Below are 18,979 nucleotides of genomic sequence, written 5' to 3'. Positions count from 1 at the left end.
CCTCGGAGCCCTTCTGACGTGCGCTGACACCTGCTTGATCCGACCGGCACGAAGATCTCCATTTCTCCGCGGCGGCCGCATCCCGAGTGCCGTCCGGAGCCGGATTCCGGGTGCGGCGGGTGACTGAAGTCTTCCCTAGCAGGCCCCTTCGGCTCCTCCGGGGTCCCCCTCCGGGGGTCGATTGGCCTTTTCCCGCTCTTGTCCGTTATGCTTGATCTCGCTGCTTTCACGAGGTTGGCGGTCCGGATTCCGGGCCCGGATTAGGTGGAAGAAGTTGCGCGCGAGTGGCGGAACGGCAGACGCGCTGGCTTCAGGTGCCAGTGTCCGAAAGGGCGTGGGGGTTCAAATCCCCCCTCGCGCACGCACTAGAACCCCGGTCTTCGGACCGGGGTTCTTTTTTTGTGCGCTCCCGGGCCCTTCGGACGGCCGGACCCGGACGGCTAGACCCGCAGCGCGCCGAAACCGGTGACAAGCGTGTCGAGTCCCAGCTCAAATGCGGCGTCGGCCTGATTCGCGTGCCCTTGCTCGGCCAGGCGAGCCACGGCTTCCGTGAAATTCGGTGTCGAGGCAGCCATTCGGCCGGAGTCAAAAATGTCCGCGGGTGCAGTGACGTCATACGCCGAGCCGAAAATGAAGGATTCCAGGGCGACAATTGCGGAAATAATCCGCTCCTGCGGGAAACCGGCCCGGCCGAATCCGGCGCTGACGGCCTCGTACATGGCGAGGGTCTTGGGCGCGTCGGTGACCGGGAGCACTGCAATCACCGGGATCAGGGGGGTGTGCTGGGAGAAAACGTTCCGGTAGCTCCAGGCCCACCTGCGGACGGCTCTGTCCCACGGTTCGGCGTCGAAGGCTGACACGTCAACGAAGGACGTGAGATGGTCCTGGACCAGGACCAGTACGTCCTGTTTGGACGAGACGTGGTTGTACAAGGCCGACGGAGCGACGTTGAGCGTTCGCGCCAATGCGGCCATGGTAAATCCGCCGTAGCCGCTCTTGCCGATGAGCTGAAGCGCCGCCACGGTGATGACGTCCTGATCGAGCACGGCGGCAGCAGGCCGGCCAGCCCTGCGGCGGGGTTTTGCGCCCTGGCGGTGCGGTTCTGCGGGGGCACTGGTTGATGCCGGCATTCCTGGCCTTTCTGCTGTGGGGCGGTTCTCCCATTCTGCCCTTACTTTTCGTCCGAGTTTTCTTCGCGTGAAGGTCTTCCCTAGCGCACCCGATGGGTCTATAGTCGAGTCTAAATGAATGGCATTCATTTAGTGGGCCGCATCACTTCGCGGCCACGGAGAGGACATCATGCTGGAACTTGACCGCGACGTCGTTATTGTCGGAGCAGGGCCCGCCGGGCTGACCGCAGCCCGTGAACTGAAAAAGGCCGGCCTAAGCGTGGCCGTGCTGGAAGCGCGCGACCGCGTAGGCGGCCGCACCTGGACCGACACCATCGATGGCGCCATGCTGGAAATCGGTGGCCAGTGGGTCTCCCCGGATCAGACCGAACTGCTGGCTCTCCTCGACGAGCTGGGCCTCCAAACGTATTCCCGCTACCGCGACGGCGAGTCCGTCTATATCGGCTCCGACGGTAAGCGCACCCTCTATTCGGGGGCTACCTTCCCGGTCAGCGCGAGGACCGCGACCGAAATGGATAAGCTCACGGCACTGCTGGACTCTCTCGCCGCCGAGATTGGCCCCACCGAGCCGTGGGCGCATCCCAAGGCCCGAGAGTTGGACACCATCTCCTTCCACCACTGGCTGCGGGAGAACTCCACGGATGAGGAAGCCTGCAACAATATCGGCCTCTTTATTGCCGGTGGCATGCTGACCAAGCCGGCCCACGCTTTTTCGGCCCTGCAGGCGGTGCTGATGGCTGCCTCCGCAGGATCCTTCAGCCACCTCACCGATGAGGACTTTATCCTCGACAAGCGCGTCGTTGGGGGAATGCAGCAGGTCTCGGTCCTGATGGCCGCCGAACTGGGGAACGACGTTGTATTGGACAGCCCGGTGCGCACCGTCAACTGGAGCGCGGACGCGGGCGGGGAGCAGCGTGTCACCGCCGTATCGGACCGTGCCACCGTGAACGCGCGGTTCGTTATTATGGCCGTCCCGCCCAACCTGTACTCCCGGGTCTCGTTCAATCCGCCGCTGCCGCGCCGCCAGCACCAGATGCACCAGCACCAGTCGCTGGGACTGGTGATCAAGGTCCATGCCGTCTACAGCACCCCGTTCTGGCGCGAGGACGGACTCTCCGGAACCTGCTTCGGTGCCGGCGCCCTAGTCCAGGAGGTCTACGACAACACCAACCACGAGGACCCCCGCGGCACCCTGGTCGGCTTTATCTCGGATGAGAAGGCCGACGCCATGTTCGAGCTCAGCGCCGAGGAACGCCGCCGCACCATCCTCGAATCGATCGCCGGCTTCCTGGGGGACAAAGCCCTCGAACCGGAGGTCTACTACGAGTCGGACTGGGGGTCCGAGGAGTGGACGCGCGGCGCCTATGCTTCCAGCTACGACCTGGGTGGACTGCATCGCTACGGAAAGGACCAGCACGCACCCGTTGGTCCTATCTACTGGTCCTCCTCCGACCTCGCCGCTGAGGGCTACCAGCATGTCGACGGCGCAGTCCGGATGGGGCGCCACACGGCGGCCCGGATCGTCGCGGCGGCAGACCGCGCGTCTGTCTCCGCCAATTAGCACTTTTTTACGGCCCAGCCCGCGCAACCCTCCAGAAAGGACCGGCCAGATGCGTTATGTAGTGGGATATTCAGCCAATGCGAGAGGCCACGATGCCATTAACCTGGCCATCTCGCTGGCCCGGGGCCGCGGTGCCAGCCTGGATTTGGTGCTGGCGGTGCCCGAAATCCAGCAGGGAGCCGCCGCCCATGCACCCAAGGCCGGTTTCGAGACGCTGCTGAACGAACAGGCACAACAATGGCTCGACGAGGCCCTTGCCCTCGTTCCGGCGGACGTCCCGGCGCGGGCCCATATCCGCAGCGGAGATTCCGACGCCCGAACGCTGATCCAGGCGGCGGAGGAGTTGGGGGCCGACGTCCTCGTGATCGGGGCCACCAGCAACGGGCTTTTTAAGCGATTTACCATCGGGTCGGTAGCTAGCGCGCTGCTCCACGCATCGACCGTTCCGGTGGCCTTGGCCCCCCGCGGCTACCACCGGACGGAGGCCCTGGGCCGGATCAGTTGTGGACTCGGCACCCGGACGGGGGCGGAGAAGCTGCTCGACTTTGCCATCGGCATGGCAGCGAACCGGTCCGTGCCGCTGCGGGTGGTGTCGTTACTCGCCCTTGACGGCGGCGACTCGGCAGAGTCGGCCAAGGCCGCCCGCGAGTACGCCGAAAAGACTGTCGCGGACGCCGCGCCGGCCAGCCCGTCCGGTGACCCGCTCTCGGCCACCACGGATGTGGTCGTTGCGCAGGGCCGGAGCATCGAAGAGGCCGTGGACGGCCTCGACTGGGAGGACGGGGAGATCCTGGTCATCGGCTCAAGCCGGCTGGCCCACCCGCGGTCCATATTTCTGGGCAGCACAGCGAACCGCATCCTGCGCGCCCTTCCGGTGCCGATGTTTGTGGTACCCAGCGGCTACGAACTCAAGCACCAGAACCATTCAACGTTGAATGACACCTCCGGAGAGGCCCCATCATGAGCACCGAACACGCGACGGCCAAGACCGCGCACGATACGCACGCAGGACTCAGTGCCAAGGGCCTGAAAGCCGGATCGGTGGGACTGATCGGCGCCGTCGTTATTGGCGTTTCCTGTATTGCCCCGGCCTACACCTTGACCGCCGCCCTCGGGCCCACTGTCGCCGAGGTCGGCGTGCAGTTGCCGGCCATCTTCCTGGTGGGGTTCTTTCCGATGCTGCTCGTCGCATTCGGCTACCGGGAGCTGAACAACGCGATGCCCGACGCCGGCACGTCCTTCACCTGGGCCTCGCGTGCCTTCGGTCCATGGATCGGTTGGATGGGCGGCTGGGGACTGATCGCCGCGACGATCATTGTGTTGTCCAACCTGGCGGCCGTTGCCGTTGACTTCTTCTACCTCATGCTGGCCCAGGTGTTCAGCAATCCCGATCTGGCTGACCTGACCCTGAACCTGCCCGTGAACATCGCCACCACGCTGGTGTTCATCGCGCTGGCCTGCTGGATCTCTTACCGCGGCATGGAAACGACGAAGGGTGTCCAGTACGTGCTCGTCGCGTTCCAGCTCTTTGTGCTCGGCTGGTTCGCCATCGCCGCTTTCAGCCACGTCGCCAACGGCACAGCCTTTGACGCCACGGCGATCACCCCCGACTGGTTCAACCCGTTTGCCGTTGGCTCCTTCTCGGCTTTCGCCGCCGGCGTCTCGCTCTCGATCTTCATCTACTGGGGCTGGGACGTCACCTTGACCATGAACGAGGAAACCCGCAACCCGGAGAAGACCCCGGGCCGTGCGGCCACCGTCACAGTGCTGGTCATCGTGATCATCTACATGACTGTGGCCCTTGCGACACTGTCTTTCGCCGGCGTCGGAGAGGAAGGCCTGGGTGCCGGAAACCCCGAGAACCAGGGAAGTATCTTCGCTGTCCTCGCCGGACCGGTGATGGGCCCGTTCGCGATCCTGATGTCCCTGTCCATCCTGAGCAGCTCGGCTGCGTCCTTGCAGTCCACGTTCGTTTCCCCGGCACGAACGCTGCTGGCGATGGGCCATTACCAGGCGCTGCCGGCGAAATTCGGCAAGATCAGTCCCACGTTCAAGTCTCCGAGCTACGCCACGATTGCCGCCGCCATCGCGGCCGCGGCGTTCTACGTGGTCACCCGGACCACCTCCGAGAATGCGCTGTGGGACACCATCACCGCCCTGGGCATGATGATCTGCTTCTACTACGGCATCACGGCTCTGGCCTGCGTCTGGTTCTTCCGGAGCGAGGCGTTCAAGGGGGCGCACTCGTTCTTCTTCAAATTCCTCTCCCCGTTGCTGGGCGGAATTATCCTTCTGGTGATGTTCCTCAAGACCGCGTATGACTCCATGGACCCGGCGTACGGTTCCGGTTCATCGGTCGGCGGAATCGGCCTCGTGTTCATCCTGGGCATGGGCGTGATCCTGCTGGGCGTGGTCCTGATGCTGGTTATGTCCAAGCTCCGCCCGGAGTTCTTCAAGGGCAAGGTCCTGTCCAAGGGATACTGAGCCCGGCAGTCAACACCGGAAAGGTCCTCCTGCCGGCAGTTGTTGATAAGTAAGCACACTTACCAATAGGCTGTCGAAAGGGGGACCTTCCCCCGTTCGGAACCTGAACGAGGTGAGAGCATGTCGGACGCAGAAAACATCAGCAAAGTTACGGACATCATCAACGATTCGCGGATCGGAATGTTCACCACAGTTAATAACGAGGGCGCATTGGTCAGCCGGCCGCTTGCCGTCCAGGACGTGTTGGAGGACGGGGATATGTGGTTCTTCACCTCCGCCACCACCTCCCAGGTAGCCCACGTCCGGGCGCATCCGGCCGTCAACGTCTCCTTCGGCAAGGGGACGGAATGGGTGTCCGTGGCCGGAACGGCCGAGGTTGTTACGGACCCGACGAAGATCCATGGGCTCTGGAACCAGATGGTCGAGGCCTGGTTCCCGGACGGTCCGGATACCCCCGACGTGGTGCTGCTGCATGTCGATTCGGACTCTGCCGAGTACTGGACCAGCCCTGGCGGGACGGCCGCGACTGTACTCCAATGGGTTAAGTCCAAGGTTATGCACAACCGGATGAGCGTGGGCGAAAGCGGCACTGTGGAGCTGTAATACTGGTCCGCTTGCAGCGGAGCGTTGCCGCGCGCGGGTGAGTTGCCGGCGGCGTCAGCCGAGCACGGGATCCGCCGTCACCAAGGCGGCGGTGCGGACCGGGGCCGTCTGTTGCACCCCGGCGGCGCGTTCGGCCTCGGCGAGGGCTTGTTCCAGGCGAGCGACAGCCGGGGCGTAACCGGGATCGGTTCCGCCCCGGAGCAGCTCTGCTGCCTTGATGGCCCGGATCAGGACAGCCGTCTCCGGTTGCCGCGGGTCACTCATGGCGGGGTAATCGATGCAATGCGCGGGGTCGAGTTCGTAGCGTTGCCAGCGTGCCAGGGCGCCGCGGTGCCGGGCGGCAGCGAGTTCGTTGCGGCCAGCAGTCACCCGGGCGAAGCGGCGGGCCGCCGTCTTTTCGACGATCCCGGGCGTCCCCAGGTAGCTGGCGGCAGCCGCGGCGGCGGCGAGAATGGCGAGCAGGAGCCCGGCCCAAGGTGCCGCCAGGGCGGGGAGGATTACCGCCGGAACGGCGACGGCGAGCCCGGCGAAAGCATCCCAGAAAACGGCATCCGGCAGGCCATCCTCTGCGGCCTTGTGCTTGCGGACCAGGTAGACCGAGGCTCCCGCAGCGATCACCACAACGGCGGCCAGCGCCAGGAATTGCCATAACGCGAACGGGGCGGACAAGAACGGTGACGCCATTCCAACACCTCCAGGGATTCGGCCCGGTGCGGGCGCGGTTCCACTGATTCCATTGGAGTCCATGGACGGCGGGCCGTCAATGGTCAGCTGGGGGCCGAGGGTGTCAGTTTTTCGACGACGGTTGCGGGGACTTTATCCGGCCTCACCGGGACTGAGCATGCCCCGCCGCCTTCAGCGGCTATTCGGCCGAGTTGCGTGCGGTTTTGGTGTCCTTCTTCGCGGCTTCATCCTTGACCCGCTGGGCTTCGGCGCGGACGGCGGCGTGGGTGGAGCGTTCGGCGACCAGCCAAGCCGGGGGCGCCTGCAGCAGCGCGGTGATCTCCGCCGTCGTCAACGCCTCCTCGACGCCGCCGCGGGCCAGGCCGCTGATGGAGACGTTAAGCTTCTGGGCGACCACCGGGCGGGGATGCGGGCCGTTGCGGCGAAGTTCCGCGAGCCACTCCGGCGGGGTGGCCTGGAGCTCGGCGAAATCGGCGCGGCTGATAACCGAATCCTGGAACTCCTGGGGTGTTGCGGGCAGGTAGATGCCAAGCTTCTTGGCAACGGTGGCCGGCTTCATGGACTGGGAGTTTGCAGAGGTCATGGTTCAAGGGTATCCGGCCAGAGCGGGAGCAGGCACCGGCACTGAACCCTGACACCCGCCATGCGCCGGGCCGGGCGGTACTGTGAACATGTGTCCGCAGCAGAAGAACCTCCCCAGACCCCCGATGAAGCCACCGCCGTCCCGGCCGAAGCAGCCGCCCGGGAGTTGCGTTTCGCTTACGTCGCCGGCGTAACGCCGGGCAAGTGGACGCGGCGCTGGGAAGAGCGGATGCCTGATGTTCCGCTGCGTTCCTTTATGTCCGACGACGGCACCCAGCTCGCCGTGCTGCGCGACGGTTCCGCCGACCTGAGCTTTGTCCGGCTGCCCGTGGAGCGCGAGGGTTTGAGCGTTATTGCCCTGTACGAGGAACAGGCCGTGGTGGTGGCGCCCAAGGGACATGAGATTTCCGTGTTCGAGGAAGTGGCGCTGGCCGATCTCGCTACGGAGTCGTTCCTGGACGTCGCCGAACTTGGCGGCCCCGAAATGGCCTTGCGGGTGGTGGCGACGGGGGCTGGCCTCGTGATCCTGCCCATGTCCGTGGCGCGCCACTTCAACGTCAAGGACACTGTGGCGCGCAAACTGACCGGGGCGCCCGCCACGGAGATCGCAGTGGCGTGGCGCAGCGAAACCACTGATGAAGTGATCGAGGAGTTCATCGGAATTGTCCGCGGCCGCACTGCCGCGAGCTCCCGCCAGCCCTCGGCCAACCAGGAAAAGCCCAAAAAGGAACCGAAGCCTGACCGGCGCGGCCCTGCCGTAAAGAAGCCAAAGGTGGCGCAGCGGTACGCCCCGAATCCGGATAAGGGCCGCGGGAAAGGGTCCAGGAAAAGAGGCAAGCGCTAAGGAGCCGCTGCCCGGGAGCTACTTGGCGCAGGCGTCCTGGAGAGCCTGGACGGACTCGGCCGGCGCTTGATCCCCGGAGTCGGCGATTTGGCGCAGCGGAGTGACGATCTCCGCGGGAACTCCCGCTTTCTCCGCGCCGGAGACCAGGCTGCCGAGCACTTCCTTGTCCTTCACGCTGACCAGGCCGTCCGCCACGAGGGAGCAGGCCTGCTTTTTGATTTCACTCCCGGCAGCTGTGGCGACCTGGGAGGCGCCGTCGCTGACGGCCTTGTTGGCGGCGTCCTGCACCTGCCCGCAGCCCGTCAGCGCGATCATCAGGGCAGCAGCGGACAGGGCGGCGAGGGGAAGTTTCATTTATCCACCCTAGCAAGGGACGCTTGCCCGAAGCCGGCCGCCGGCGCTTGTCCACGGTTCGATGGAAAACGACGCCACCGCCGGCTCACGCGGTGCGGAAAAGCTGCAACGAACGGGCCCGTATCACCGGAGGCCAGTTCTGTTGTGTCGGCGCCGGCAGGATCCTGGGTGGCCACAACGAGGGCGGCGGGACTCCCTTCGGCTGAAGAAACTCCGGCGGAAACTGGCGGCACACCTGCCCGGACCGCGGCCGCAGCTTGTTCTGCGCGAGGTCCCGTATCGGCGCCGCATCACCGACTCGAAGAATTGTTGAACAATTCGTATATTTAGTGCATCCTTATTAAAGAGCAGCAATGAGATGAGGATCACAAATGGCAAGCATTGACCTGAACAGCGACGTTGGCGAGTCCTACGGGCGCTGGAGCCTGGGCGACGATACGGCGATGTTCGGCTCAGTCTCCAGCGCCAACGTGGCCTGCGGATTCCACGCCGGTGACCCCAGCGTCATCCGCCGGACCTGCCGCGAGGCGGTCGCCGCCGGCGTTGTGATCGGTGCCCACGTCGGCTACCGTGACCTCGCCGGTTTCGGCCGCCGCTTCCTGGACATCGACCCGATTGAACTGGCTGACGACGTCGTCTACCAGATCGGTGCGCTGCAGGCCCTGGCCGCGGCCGAGGGCGGCACTGTCACCTACGTCAAGCCGCATGGCGGCCTGTATAACGCAATTGTCGCGCACACAGCGCAGGCGAAAGCCGTGGTCGACGCCGTGAAGTCCGTGGATCCGAACCTGCCCATCCTGGGCCTGCCCGGATCCGAAGTGCTCCGTCTCGCAGAGGCTGCCGGGCTCCGTGCCGTGACCGAAGCCTTCGCGGACCGGGCCTATAATCCGGACGGCACCCTGGTGTCCCGAACGCTTCCCGGAGCCGTCCTCCACGACCATACGGAGGTCACCGAGCATGTCCTCCGGATGGCCTCCGATTCAACCGTCCGCACGATAGACGGCTCCATCCTGAAGATCCGCGCCGAGAGCATCTGCGTGCACGGCGACACCCCGGGCGCCGTCAGCATGGCGGCGGAGGTCCGCGCGGCCCTGTCCGCCGCGGGCATCAACACTGCCTCGTTCGTTTAGCCGCAGACGCGGTTCGTATCCAGTTCAAGGCACCGGCAACGATGAAAGCAGCTATGGAAACCCTGGCAGTACAAAAGGTCCGCTTTGTGCGGGCGGTGGGAACCCGTGCGGTACTTGCCGAACTTACCGGAACCCAAGATGTGCTGGCCCTGCAGGGAATGCTGCTCGAGAACCCGTTGCCGGGCCAGTTGGACGTCCTCGCGGCAGCCGAAACTGTGCTGGTCATGGCTGACTCGCCCGGGTCCGCCCGGCGGATCGCCCGGCAACTGCTCCAGCTCGACCTCACCGCGCCCGCGCAGCGGGACGGCGAGCTCGTGGTCATCGATACGGTGTACGACGGCGAGGACCTCGCCGAAGCCGGGGAACTGACCGGTCTTGGGGCCGACGGCGTGATCGCAGCCCATACCGGGCAGATCTGGACCGTGGCTTTCGCCGGGTTCGCCCCGGGCTTTGGCTACATGGTGGGGGAAAACCAGTCCCTCGAGGTCCCTCGGCGCAGCTCGCCGCGCACCGCGGTGCCGGCAGGTTCGGTGGCGCTGGCCGGCAATTACTCGGCCGTCTATCCGCGCCGCTCACCCGGCGGGTGGCAGCTGATCGGCCGGACCGGCGCCGGCATGTGGGACCTGGACCGGGAACAGCCCGCGCTTGCCTCCCCCGGCCACCGGGTCCAGTTCCGCGCGGTCCGGGACGCCGTGGAGCTGGCCCCGAAACCCTCGGCCGGGGTTGCCGATGCCTGGGTGGAATCCGGCCTGCGGGTTGTTTCGCCGGGTCTGCAGAGCCTGATCCAGGACCTTGGCCGCCACGGTCACTCCGGTATGGGCGTCTCCGCCGCCGGGGCGCTGGACCGGGCTTCGCTGCGCCGGGCCAACCGCATTGTCGGGAACGCGCCGTCGGCCGCCGCTGTCGAAACGGTCGCGGGAGGCCTTCGCGTGCAGGCAGTCGGCGACCAGGTCCTCGCGGTCGCCGGGGCGCCATCGGATCTGGCCATCGAATCACTGCCCCCGGATGGCTGTGCGGCCGCCCGCCGGACTGTCCCAATGGCCACACCCTTCGCCCTGCTCGACGGCGAAACGCTGACCATCGGCGCGCCGGAACGTGGTTTCCGCAGTTACCTCGCCATTCGCGGCGGCGTAGACAGCTCCCCGGTGCTGGGCAGCCGCTCCACTGACACCATGTCCGGGATCGGCCCCGCACCGCTGGCCGCCGGCCAGCTCTTCGCCGCCGGCGGCGAAGCCGAATCCGGCGTCGTCGGGCATCCCGAACTGCAGCCGGACTTCCCGGGCGCCGGAGTGACGGTGCTCGACGTTGTCCCCGGTCCCCGTGCCGACTGGTTCGATGCCGCAGCCCTGGCGTCCTTCTGCGGCCAGGAGTGGGAAGTGAAACCACAGTCCAACCGGGTCGGCATGCGCCTGCAGGGATCTGCGCTGCAGCGCAGCCGGCAAGGCGAACTCGCCAGCGAGGGCACAGTCGCCGGCGCCCTGCAGGTCCCGCCGGAAGGGCTTCCCGTCCTCTTCCTCGCCGACCATCCGATCACGGGCGGCTACCCCGTGATTGCCGTGGTGGTCGATTCCCAGCTGGATCTCGCCGCCCAGGTCCCGATCGGCGGCCGGATCCGCTTCCGCTGGGCGGACAATCCGGCCACTGAACCCGCCACCCCCAAAGAAGAAGTGAGTAACTGATGCGCAAGGTCCTGATCGCCAACCGCGGTGAAATAGCCGTCCGGATCATCCGGGCCTGTGACGACGCACAGCTGGCCTCCGTCGCCGTGTACGCGGACATCGATGCCGACGCCCTGCACGTTTCCGTCGCCGACGAGGCCTATGCCCTGGGCGGGAATTCACCGGCCGAGACCTACCTGAATATCCCCAAGCTGCTGGCAGCAGCGGCCGAATCCGGCGCCGACGCCCTTCACCCCGGCTACGGCTTCCTCTCGGAGAACGCCGAATTCGCCCAGGCCGTCCTCGATGCCGGACTCACCTGGATCGGGCCGACCCCGGAGGCCATCCGGTTGCTCGGCAATAAGATTACTGCCCGCGAGGCGGCCGTGCGCGCCGGTGCCCCGCTTGTCGCAGGCAGTGCCGGCCCGGTCGAATCCGCCGCCGAGGCCCGCGTCTTCGCAGAACAGCACGGACTGCCGATCGCCATCAAGGCGGCCTTTGGCGGCGGCGGCCGCGGGATGAAGGTGGTCCGCGCCCTCGACGAAGTCGAGGAAGCCTTTGACTCGGCCGTCCGGGAAGCCGTCGCCGCGTTCGGCCGCGGCGACTGCTTTGTGGAGCGCTACCTGGACCGTCCGCGGCACGTCGAGGCGCAGATCCTCGCGGATACGCACGGCAACGTCGTTGTCGTCGGAACCCGCGACTGCTCGCTTCAGCGCCGGCACCAGAAGCTCGTGGAGGAGGCCCCCGCGCCGTTCCTCAGCGAGGACCAGAGGCTCCAGATCTACAACGGCGCGAAGGCCGTCTGCCGCGAAGCCCGCTACTCCGGCGCGGGCACTGTCGAATTCCTGGTTGCCGCGGACGGCACGGTGGCATTCCTCGAGGTAAACACCCGACTGCAGGTGGAGCATCCCATCACGGAGGAAACCACCGGGATCGACCTGGTGCAGGAACAATTCCGGATCGCTGCGGGGGAGCGGTTGCGCCTCACGGCGGACCCGGCACCGAGGGGGCACTCGTTCGAATTCCGGCTCAATGCCGAGGATGTTGGGCGCGGTTTCCTGCCATCACCCGGCACGGTAGAGGAGTTCCACGGCCCCACCGGCCCGGGGATCCGGCTCGACACCGGTGTCCGTGCGGGCTCCTTCGTTCCGCCGCAGTTTGACTCGCTGCTGGCAAAATTGATCGTCACCGGCGCCGACCGCCAGCAGGCCCTGCGCCGTGCCCGCCGGGCCCTCGCCGAAATCAGCATCACCGGTGTGGCCACCGTCCTGCCTTTCCACCGTGCCGTGCTGGAATCCCCGGACTTCACCTCTGAAGCCGGCCTGGGAATCCACACCCGCTGGATCGAAACCGACTTCGCGGACCGTGTCCCTGCCGACCCGGGCTACAGCACCTCGGTTCCCGACGGCGAACGCCGGACCATCACCGTCGAGGTGGACGGCCGCCGGATGGCAGTCGGGCTGCCGGCTGAACTGTTGGACGGCTGGGCACGTTCCGGCGGCGCCCTCCCGCAGCGGATCTCCCTGGCGGAGGCCTCCGGTGGCGGACCGGCCCCCGTTGACCCGGGAGAACTGCGGGCCGACATGGCCGGCACCGTAGTGAAGTGGCTTGTGGAACCGGGCACCGAAGTCGCGGCGGGGGACCCCGTTGTTGTGCTGGAAGCGATGAAAATGGAAACTCAGGTCTCCGCCCACCGCAACGGCACACTGACCGGCGTCCGCGCGGAAGCCGGCAGCGTTGTCACTACTGGAGCGGTGCTGGCTCTGATTGGCTAGGCGCCGGCTGAGCCTTTGGCTGCCCGCTAGCGGCCCAACTGGCCAGCAGCCGGACGGCATCCGCTGAGCTTGAACCGGGCTCGGCGGTATAAACAAGCAGCGACAGCCCGGCGTCGGCGGAGAGATCCAAGGCCTCGTACATCAGGTGGAGATCGCCCACTACGGGGTGGCGGAGATGCTTGCGCCCGGTGTAGTGCTGGCGCACATTGTGCGCCGCCCACCGGGTGCGGAACTCCTCGCTGCGGGTGGAGAGCTCCCCGACCAGGTCGGTAAGGCCGCGGTCGTAGGGGTCGCGGCCGGCCTCGGTGCGCAGGATCGCCACGGTGTCGTCAGCGGCCCGGTCCCAGTCCGGGTAGAAGCCGTACGCGCGGTTGTCCAGGAAGATGAACCGGGCATGGTTGGCCGGCCGGACGGGGCCGGCGAACATCTCCGAATACAGGGCGAAGCCGAGTTGGTTGGCCGCGAGGATGTCCAGTCGCCCGTTATGCACAAAAGCCGGTGCGTTCGCGATCGCGTCGAGCATCAACTGCACGCCGGCACGGACCGGCTGGGCGGCCGCGCGGCGGCGCTGGGGCCTGCGGCTGTTGCCCGCGGCCCTGGCCAGATCGAACAAGTGCGCCTGCTCCGCCGCATCCAGCTGAAGGGCCCGCGCCAGCGCTTCCAGTACTCCCTCGGAGACTCCGGCGAGGTTCCCGCGTTCCAGCCGCGTGTAATACTCGACACTCACCCCGGCCAGTAGGGCAACCTCGCCGCGCCGCAGTCCGGGGACGCGGCGGTTGCCGCCGGAGACGGGCAATCCCGCCTGTTCGGGGGTTATTTTCGCCCGCCGGGTGGCAAGGAAGTCCCGGGTCTCGCTCTGATTATCCATGCCTATAACGTTAGAGGGTAGGGCCCTGCCAGGGAGGCCCTGCTGGTAGGGGTACTGGCAGTGACTCCCTGAACGGCAACGGGTTGGTGTTTGATGGAGAGTGCCCCCGATGACGTCCGGGCCCACAGGCCGCACCGCACCGGTGCCGAACGCCGGGGCAAACTCCCCCTGAACCCCACAAACAGGAGACCCATGCTTACCGTTAACGCTTATGCCGCCACTTCCGCAACGGAACCCCTCGTTCCGACCACCATCGAACGCCGCGACGTTGGCGCGCACGACATCCTGATCGACATCAAGTTCGCCGGCATCTGCCACTCTGACATCCATACCGTCCGCGGAGACTGGGGACCGCAGCAGTACCCGCTGTCCCCGGGGCACGAAATCGCCGGCATCGTCAGCGAGGTCGGCTCCGCCGTCACGAAGCACGCCGTCGGCGACCGGGTCGGCGTCGGCTGCATGGTCAACTCCTGCCGCGAATGCGTCAATTGCCTGAAGGGTGAGGAGCAGTTCTGCGTCAAGGGCAACATCGGCACCTACGGCGCCGTGGACCGCGACGGAACGATCACCCAGGGCGGCTACTCCACTCACGTTGTGGTCACCGAGGACTTTGTCGTCCGGATTCCGGACAGCCTGGAACTCGACGTCGCCGCGCCGCTGCTCTGCGCCGGCATCACCACCTTCTCGCCGCTGAACCACTGGGGCGCCGGCCCCGGCAAAAAGGTCGCGGTTGTTGGCCTCGGCGGGCTGGGCCACGTCGCCGTCAAGATCGCACACGCGATGGGCGCTGATGTCACGGTGCTCTCGCAGTCCCTGAAGAAGCAGGAGGACGGGCTGCGCCTGGGTGCTGACCACTACTTCGCCACCAGCGATACGTCCACCTTCGAGCAGCTGGCCGGCTCCTTCGACCTGATCCTGAACACGGTCAGCGCGAAGATCGACCTGGACGCCTACCTGTCCCTGCTGGCCGTCGACGGCGCCATGGTCAACGTCGGTGCCCCGGCCGAACCGCTCTCGCTGAACGTCTTTTCGCTGATCGGTGGCCGCCGGTCCTTCGCCGGCTCGCTGATCGGCGGCATCCGGGAGACCCAGGAAATGCTGGACTTCTGCGCCGAGCACAAGCTCGGTGCCGAGATCGAGGTCATTGGGGCCGACAAGATCAACGAGGCCTACGAGCGGGTGCTGGCCTCCGATGTGAGGTACCGTTTTGTGATTGACACCGCCACGCTGGCCTAATCCCGTCCGCGGAAAAGGGCTCGGCCGGCGTGAACCGGCCGGGCCCTTTTTAGCTTTACCGGGCTGCCGGCCGCGCCGCCCCGGGGCGCTGCTGTCGTGCGGATGTCCGGTCGAGGCTTAGGATTATCATAATGATGCCTGTACGAACCCTCGCCGCGGAGGGTAAGAACTCCCTGAGTGTCCGCGGCGGGATCATAGAATCCGTCTGGCGCCCCGGCTCCGTCGTTGACGTCCACGACGCCAAGGACGCCATGCTGGCCGTGGAACGGATCACGGGCGGAATCCCGATGCCGATGCTCTCGGAAATGACCGATGTGGAAATCAGCGCCGCGGCCAGGCGTGAGTTTGCCCAGACCTCAGGCGTGCTGGCCATCGCGGTCCTCGGATCCAGTGCAGTGGACCGCGTGATCGCTGCCGCCATGACCAGGCACACCCGTTATCCGCACGAATTCTTTACCTCCAGGAACGCGGCCCTGACGTGGCTCGCGGAAATCCTCAAGACCCGCACGTAGGGCGCGGACCCGATAAGCGGCACGTGGCGCCTCGCGCAGGCCGACCGCTGGACACCGCAGGTATACCGATGTGTAACGCGCCAATATGATTACTAGTGATCATAACTATTACTATTGAGTCATAATTGATCACTTCGAAGGGTGCATGCGCGATGGCCGAAGTCATTGTTGTTGAGAACGAGGATGCCGCGGGCGAACTCGTGGCCGGAGCTATCCGCGAGCTGATAACGGCCAGGCCGGAGGCGGTATTGGGTCTCGCGACCGGTTCCACACCGCTTCCCGTGTATCGCGCCTTCGCCCGCTCGCTCGCCGCACGACCGCTCGACGTATCGCGGGTGCGCGGTTTTTCGCTGGATGAGTACGTCGGCTTGCCGGACGGGCACCGGGAAAGCTACCGCGCTGTTATTTCCCGTGACGTCGTGGCGCCGCTCGGGCTGACCCCAGGCAGGATCCGGGTGCCCAGCGGGGACCCGGCCGGACTTCCCACCGCCGGCGCCGACTACGAGCAGGCGATCGTCGACGCCGGGGGTGTGGACTTGCAGCTACTGGGCATCGGACGCACCGGTCACCTGGGCTTCAACGAACCTGGCTCCTCGTTTGCATCACTGACCCGGGTGAAGACGCTCACCCCCCAGACGCGTGCCGACAACGCCCGCTTTTTCGACTCGCCCGCTGAGGTGCCCATACACTGCATCACCCAGGGGCTCGGCACGATCATGCGTGCCCGCCACCTGGTCCTGCTCGCCTTTGGGCACGGTAAGGCCGCGGCGATCGCCGCCGCCGTGGAAGGTCCGGTTACGTCCAGCCAGCCCGGCTCGGCGATCCAGTTGCACCCGCACGTCACTGTCGTCGTCGACGAGGCCGCGGCGGGCAGGCTTACGAACCTGGACTACTTCCGCTATGCCTGGGCTAACAAGCCGGCCTGGCAAGGGATCTAATTCGCCGTTCCGACGTCCGGCCGCATCCGGTGGCTCTGAACGGCCTCATAGCTGAGCCGAAGTGACTCCGTCATATCGTCGTACATGGATTGGGCGATGCGCACAAAGAGAATGTCGACCAGGGCCAACTGGGCGATGCGGCTGGACATGGCGCCGGCGCGGTAGCGGTTCTCCCTCGCCTGGGTAGTGAGCACAAAGTCACAGTGTTCGGCCAACGGTGAGTCGGCGGAATTGGTGATTCCCACTGTTGTCGCCCCGGCGGCGCGGGCGATTTCTTAACCACAGTCGAAAATTATTTTCTACCCTGTCGTGTGCTGGGGGCCACGGCCACGGCCGCGGAGGCGGTGCCGTGGCCGGATGCGACAAGATCGCCCCAAGAGCCATGGCTTAGGCGGGCAGGCGTCGACCGGCCGCGAATACCGAGTCGACCGTGAGGTCATCGGCCAGCAGCACCGCGTCGGCGGCGTAGCCGACTGCGAGCCGGCCCAGGTCATGGCCGCGGCCGATGGCTCGGGCAGGAGTCTCGGTGAGGGCAGTGACCGCCTCTTCGAGGGGGATGCCCACCTCGGCGACCGCCCTGCGCAGGGCCGCGTCCAGGGTGAGTGTAGAGCCGGCGATTGCTCCCTCGCCACCGGTTCCGTTGCCGGCGAGGCGGGCTACTCCGCCGGTCACGGTCACGGCCAGCGACCCGAGCATGTACTCGCCGTCTTCGGAGCCGGTGGCCGCCATGGCGTCGGTGATAAGGGCGATCCGGCCGGGCGCGCCGGCGAAGGCCAGGCGGACCACCTCCGGGTGGACGTGCACGCCGTCGTTGATTATCTCCAGCGTGACGCCGGGCGAGCGGGTTGCGGCAGCAACCGGACCGGGGGCGCGGTGGTGGATGCCCTGCATTCCGTTGAAGGCGTGGGTCAGGATCGAAGCGCCGGCCTCGAACGCCGCCAGGGCGGTGGCGTAGTCGGCCGAGCTGTGTCCGACGGCCACGGCGACTCCGGCGTCGACAAGCGTCCGGATGGCGGCCGCGGCCCCTGGCAGTTCGGGTGCGAGCGTCAACTGCCGAAGGTGGCCCCTCGCCGCGGCCAGGAGCCGTGTGATCGACTCGGCGTCTGGGGAGCGCAGCAGCGCCGGGTCGTGCGCCCCGCGAAAGTCGTTGTCGAGGAACGGTCCCTCAAGGTGCGCGCCGAGCACCAGTGGGTTCGTTTCGGCCGCGTCGGCGACGGCGGCGAGCCGGGACTCGAGGTCGCTCTGGCGGGCGGTGACGAGTGAGAGTACGGCGCGGGTGGTGCCGTGGCGATGGTGCACGGCCAGGGCTTTGCCGATGGCATCGGGTCCGGCGTGCCCGTTGGTTTCAACGTCGAAAGCGAACCCGCCGCCGCCGTGACAGTGGATGTCGATGAAGCCGGGGACGAGCGGGCGGCCGGCGGCATCCGTTATCTCCCCGGCCCTGGCGCCGAAAGCCTGCCAGCCGGTGCCGGATCCGACGGCGGACACGGTATCGCCCGTGAAAGCGACCCAGGCGTCGGCGGTGCTCGACCCGCCGGTGACCAGGCGGGCGGAATGGATGATGCAGGTGGGAGGGCGGCTCATGATGCGACAATCACCTCGAGGCCCTGGTCGGCGAAATCGGCCTGCTGCTTTGGGGTGATTCCGTCGTCGGTAATGAGCCCGTCGAATCGGTGCAGTTCGCCCAACCCGGCGAAGGCTATGCGGCCGATCTTGCTGGAGTCGGCCACGATCATGGCCCTGCTGGCGCGCGCTGCCATCAGGGAATTAACGGCTGCCTCGCGTTCATCGTTTACGGTGGGGCCAGCCTGCGGATCTATGCCGTTTACGCCGATGAACGCGATATCCATCCGCACCTGCTGCAGCACCGCGTCGCTGTAAGGGCCAACAAGTTCGTACGAGCGCGAATGCACCACCCCGCCGGTGACCACCGTCTTGATCTGTGGGCGCATCGCCAGCTGGGCGGCGATGTTGAGTGCGTTGGTCACAACTGTCAGGGTGGCGTGCGGGGACGCCTCCATAATGTCCGCCCTGGCGCCCAGCACGCCGGCAATCGCTGTGCTCGTGGTACCGCCGCAGAGCCCGACGACGGCGCCGCGCGCCACGAGCGCGCTTGCTGCGCGCGCGATCAGGAGCTTTTGCGGCGCGTTTTGCTCGCGCTTGTAGCGCAGCGGCAGGTCGTACGCCACTGACTGCCCAATCGCCCCGCCGCGCGTGCGGGTGAGCAGTTGCTGGGCTGCAAGGGTGTCGAGGTCCCGCCGGGCTGTCGCCGCTGAGACGCCGAGGCTTCTGATGATGTCATCCACCTCAATTTGGCCGGACTCGGCGAGCAGGTCGAGTACGGCGGCGAGGCGCTCGGTCCGGTCGAGTGTCATGTAGTTCCTGTTCATAGGTGCAGCGATTTCTTAGCTGCAGCGATCGATTCTGATTGAAAAGACCGCCACTCAATCACTTTAGCTCGTTGCTGTGCCGACAATAGCTGTGCTTTTCCCTGGCCGGGATGTAACGGGTTGGTTACGGGTTTGGGGTGACCCATCCGGGGTGGGGGGTGTTCCCGAAGTACTCCTGACAGACCAAGCCGGACCCGCTGGATTCATTGTCAGGACCGCACCGCTTACGG

At 66.4% G+C, this 18,979-nt stretch carries 19 protein-coding genes and 1 tRNA gene; 12 read left to right on the top strand and 8 right to left on the bottom strand.

Annotated features, from left to right (window positions below; genetic code table 11):
- Positions 1 to 278: 278 nt before the first annotated feature.
- A tRNA-Leu gene (locus ABIB49_RS10965) sits at positions 279 to 361 on the top strand.
- A 79-nt stretch (positions 362 to 440) separates the two neighbouring features.
- Here ABIB49_RS10965 and ABIB49_RS10960 read toward each other — a convergent pair.
- A complete protein-coding gene (locus tag ABIB49_RS10960; RefSeq protein ID WP_282360061.1) occupies positions 441 to 1,130 on the bottom strand; it encodes a TetR/AcrR family transcriptional regulator in 690 nt (229 codons plus the stop codon).
- A gap of 169 nt (positions 1,131 to 1,299) precedes the next feature.
- Here ABIB49_RS10960 and ABIB49_RS10955 point away from each other — a divergent pair, with 169 nt between their 5' ends.
- The 4 genes from ABIB49_RS10955 (at position 1,300) to ABIB49_RS10940 (ending at position 5,778) form a co-directional block, all read left to right on the top strand.
- Positions 1,300 to 2,691: a flavin monoamine oxidase family protein gene (locus ABIB49_RS10955; protein ID WP_282360062.1), complete on the top strand. Its 1,392-nt coding sequence runs from the start codon at positions 1,300 to 1,302 to the stop codon at positions 2,689 to 2,691.
- A 49-nt stretch (positions 2,692 to 2,740) separates the two neighbouring features.
- Positions 2,741 to 3,655, top strand: coding sequence for a universal stress protein (locus ABIB49_RS10950; RefSeq protein ID WP_282360063.1), 915 nt, complete (start codon positions 2,741 to 2,743; stop codon positions 3,653 to 3,655).
- Entirely contained in the window at positions 3,652 to 5,175 is a 1,524-nt protein-coding gene (locus ABIB49_RS10945) for an APC family permease (RefSeq protein WP_282360064.1), read from the top strand. The genes ABIB49_RS10950 and ABIB49_RS10945 overlap by 4 nt, the downstream gene beginning before the upstream one ends.
- Before the next feature lie 120 nt (positions 5,176 to 5,295).
- On the top strand, positions 5,296 to 5,778 hold the full coding sequence (locus tag ABIB49_RS10940) for a pyridoxamine 5'-phosphate oxidase family protein (protein WP_282360065.1): 483 nt from the start codon (positions 5,296 to 5,298) through the stop codon (positions 5,776 to 5,778).
- A gap of 54 nt (positions 5,779 to 5,832) precedes the next feature.
- Here ABIB49_RS10940 and ABIB49_RS10935 read toward each other — a convergent pair whose 3' ends face one another.
- Both ABIB49_RS10935 and ABIB49_RS10930 read right to left on the bottom strand, forming a co-directional pair.
- Entirely contained in the window at positions 5,833 to 6,462 is a 630-nt protein-coding gene (locus ABIB49_RS10935; protein WP_282360066.1) for a hypothetical protein, read from the bottom strand.
- 178 nt (positions 6,463 to 6,640) lie between these two features.
- Positions 6,641 to 7,045 carry a DUF5997 family protein gene (locus ABIB49_RS10930; protein ID WP_282360068.1) on the bottom strand — a complete coding sequence of 135 codons (405 nt, stop codon included), beginning with the start codon at positions 7,043 to 7,045 and terminating at the stop codon, positions 6,641 to 6,643.
- A 90-nt stretch (positions 7,046 to 7,135) separates the two neighbouring features.
- Here ABIB49_RS10930 and ABIB49_RS10925 point away from each other — a divergent pair, with 90 nt between their 5' ends.
- Complete coding sequence (locus ABIB49_RS10925) at positions 7,136 to 7,888, top strand: LysR substrate-binding domain-containing protein (RefSeq protein ID WP_283480125.1); 753 nt, start codon at positions 7,136 to 7,138, stop codon at positions 7,886 to 7,888.
- Between the two features lie 18 nt (positions 7,889 to 7,906).
- Here ABIB49_RS10925 and ABIB49_RS10920 read toward each other — a convergent pair whose 3' ends face one another.
- Positions 7,907 to 8,242 (bottom strand): hypothetical protein, encoded by a 336-nt coding sequence (locus tag ABIB49_RS10920; RefSeq protein ID WP_283480123.1) that lies wholly within the window; start codon positions 8,240 to 8,242, stop codon positions 7,907 to 7,909.
- A 371-nt stretch (positions 8,243 to 8,613) separates the two neighbouring features.
- On the opposite strand from ABIB49_RS10920, the gene ABIB49_RS10915 reads away from it, so the two are divergent.
- The 3 genes from ABIB49_RS10915 to ABIB49_RS10905 are packed head-to-tail and all read left to right on the top strand — an operon-like array spanning position 8,614 to position 12,805.
- Complete coding sequence (locus ABIB49_RS10915; protein WP_282360072.1) at positions 8,614 to 9,372, top strand: LamB/YcsF family protein; 759 nt, start codon at positions 8,614 to 8,616, stop codon at positions 9,370 to 9,372.
- Positions 9,373 to 9,413: 41 nt separating this feature from the next.
- On the top strand, positions 9,414 to 11,051 hold the full coding sequence (locus ABIB49_RS10910) for a 5-oxoprolinase subunit B/C family protein (protein WP_282360073.1): 1,638 nt from the start codon (positions 9,414 to 9,416) through the stop codon (positions 11,049 to 11,051).
- A complete protein-coding gene (locus ABIB49_RS10905; RefSeq protein WP_283480122.1) occupies positions 11,051 to 12,805 on the top strand; it encodes an acetyl/propionyl/methylcrotonyl-CoA carboxylase subunit alpha in 1,755 nt (584 codons plus the stop codon). The genes ABIB49_RS10910 and ABIB49_RS10905 overlap by 1 nt, the downstream gene beginning before the upstream one ends.
- Here ABIB49_RS10905 and ABIB49_RS10900 read toward each other — a convergent pair.
- Positions 12,774 to 13,673 (bottom strand): helix-turn-helix transcriptional regulator, encoded by a 900-nt coding sequence (locus ABIB49_RS10900; protein WP_283480121.1) that lies wholly within the window; start codon positions 13,671 to 13,673, stop codon positions 12,774 to 12,776. The genes ABIB49_RS10905 and ABIB49_RS10900 overlap by 32 nt on opposite strands.
- A 192-nt stretch (positions 13,674 to 13,865) precedes the next feature.
- On the opposite strand from ABIB49_RS10900, the gene ABIB49_RS10895 reads away from it, so the two are divergent.
- The 3 genes from ABIB49_RS10895 to ABIB49_RS10885 all read left to right on the top strand — a co-directional run bounded on the left by ABIB49_RS10895 (position 13,866) and on the right by ABIB49_RS10885 (position 16,359).
- A complete protein-coding gene (locus ABIB49_RS10895; protein WP_283480120.1) occupies positions 13,866 to 14,909 on the top strand; it encodes an NAD(P)-dependent alcohol dehydrogenase in 1,044 nt (347 codons plus the stop codon).
- Positions 14,910 to 15,040: 131 nt separating this feature from the next.
- Entirely contained in the window at positions 15,041 to 15,421 is a 381-nt protein-coding gene (locus tag ABIB49_RS10890; protein WP_283480118.1) for a DUF7793 family protein, read from the top strand.
- A 152-nt stretch (positions 15,422 to 15,573) separates the two neighbouring features.
- The gene (locus ABIB49_RS10885) at positions 15,574 to 16,359 is read left to right on the top strand and encodes a glucosamine-6-phosphate deaminase (protein ID WP_354157066.1); all 786 of its coding nucleotides are present in this window, start codon (positions 15,574 to 15,576) and stop codon (positions 16,357 to 16,359) included.
- Here the strand turns inward: ABIB49_RS10885 and ABIB49_RS10880 are convergent.
- From ABIB49_RS10880 to ABIB49_RS10870, 3 genes are all read right to left on the bottom strand, one after another.
- Positions 16,356 to 16,631, bottom strand: a complete 276-nt coding sequence (locus ABIB49_RS10880; RefSeq protein WP_283480188.1) for a MurR/RpiR family transcriptional regulator — start codon at positions 16,629 to 16,631, stop codon at positions 16,356 to 16,358. The genes ABIB49_RS10885 and ABIB49_RS10880 overlap by 4 nt on opposite strands.
- A gap of 115 nt (positions 16,632 to 16,746) precedes the next feature.
- Positions 16,747 to 17,943 (bottom strand): N-acetylglucosamine-6-phosphate deacetylase, encoded by a 1,197-nt coding sequence (gene nagA / locus ABIB49_RS10875; RefSeq protein WP_282360078.1) that lies wholly within the window; start codon positions 17,941 to 17,943, stop codon positions 16,747 to 16,749.
- Positions 17,940 to 18,749 (bottom strand): DeoR/GlpR family DNA-binding transcription regulator, encoded by an 810-nt coding sequence (locus tag ABIB49_RS10870; protein WP_226775515.1) that lies wholly within the window; start codon positions 18,747 to 18,749, stop codon positions 17,940 to 17,942. Before ABIB49_RS10870 ends, nagA begins: the two co-directional genes overlap by 4 nt.
- Positions 18,750 to 18,979: the final 230 nt, after the last annotated feature.

It is taken from the genome of Arthrobacter sp. UYCu512, assembly GCF_040547075.1.
Taxonomy (GTDB): Bacteria; Actinomycetota; Actinomycetes; order Actinomycetales; family Micrococcaceae; genus Arthrobacter.
Note: the sequence above shows the minus strand (reverse complement) of the source record. Positions and strands in the feature narration are given on the sequence as shown.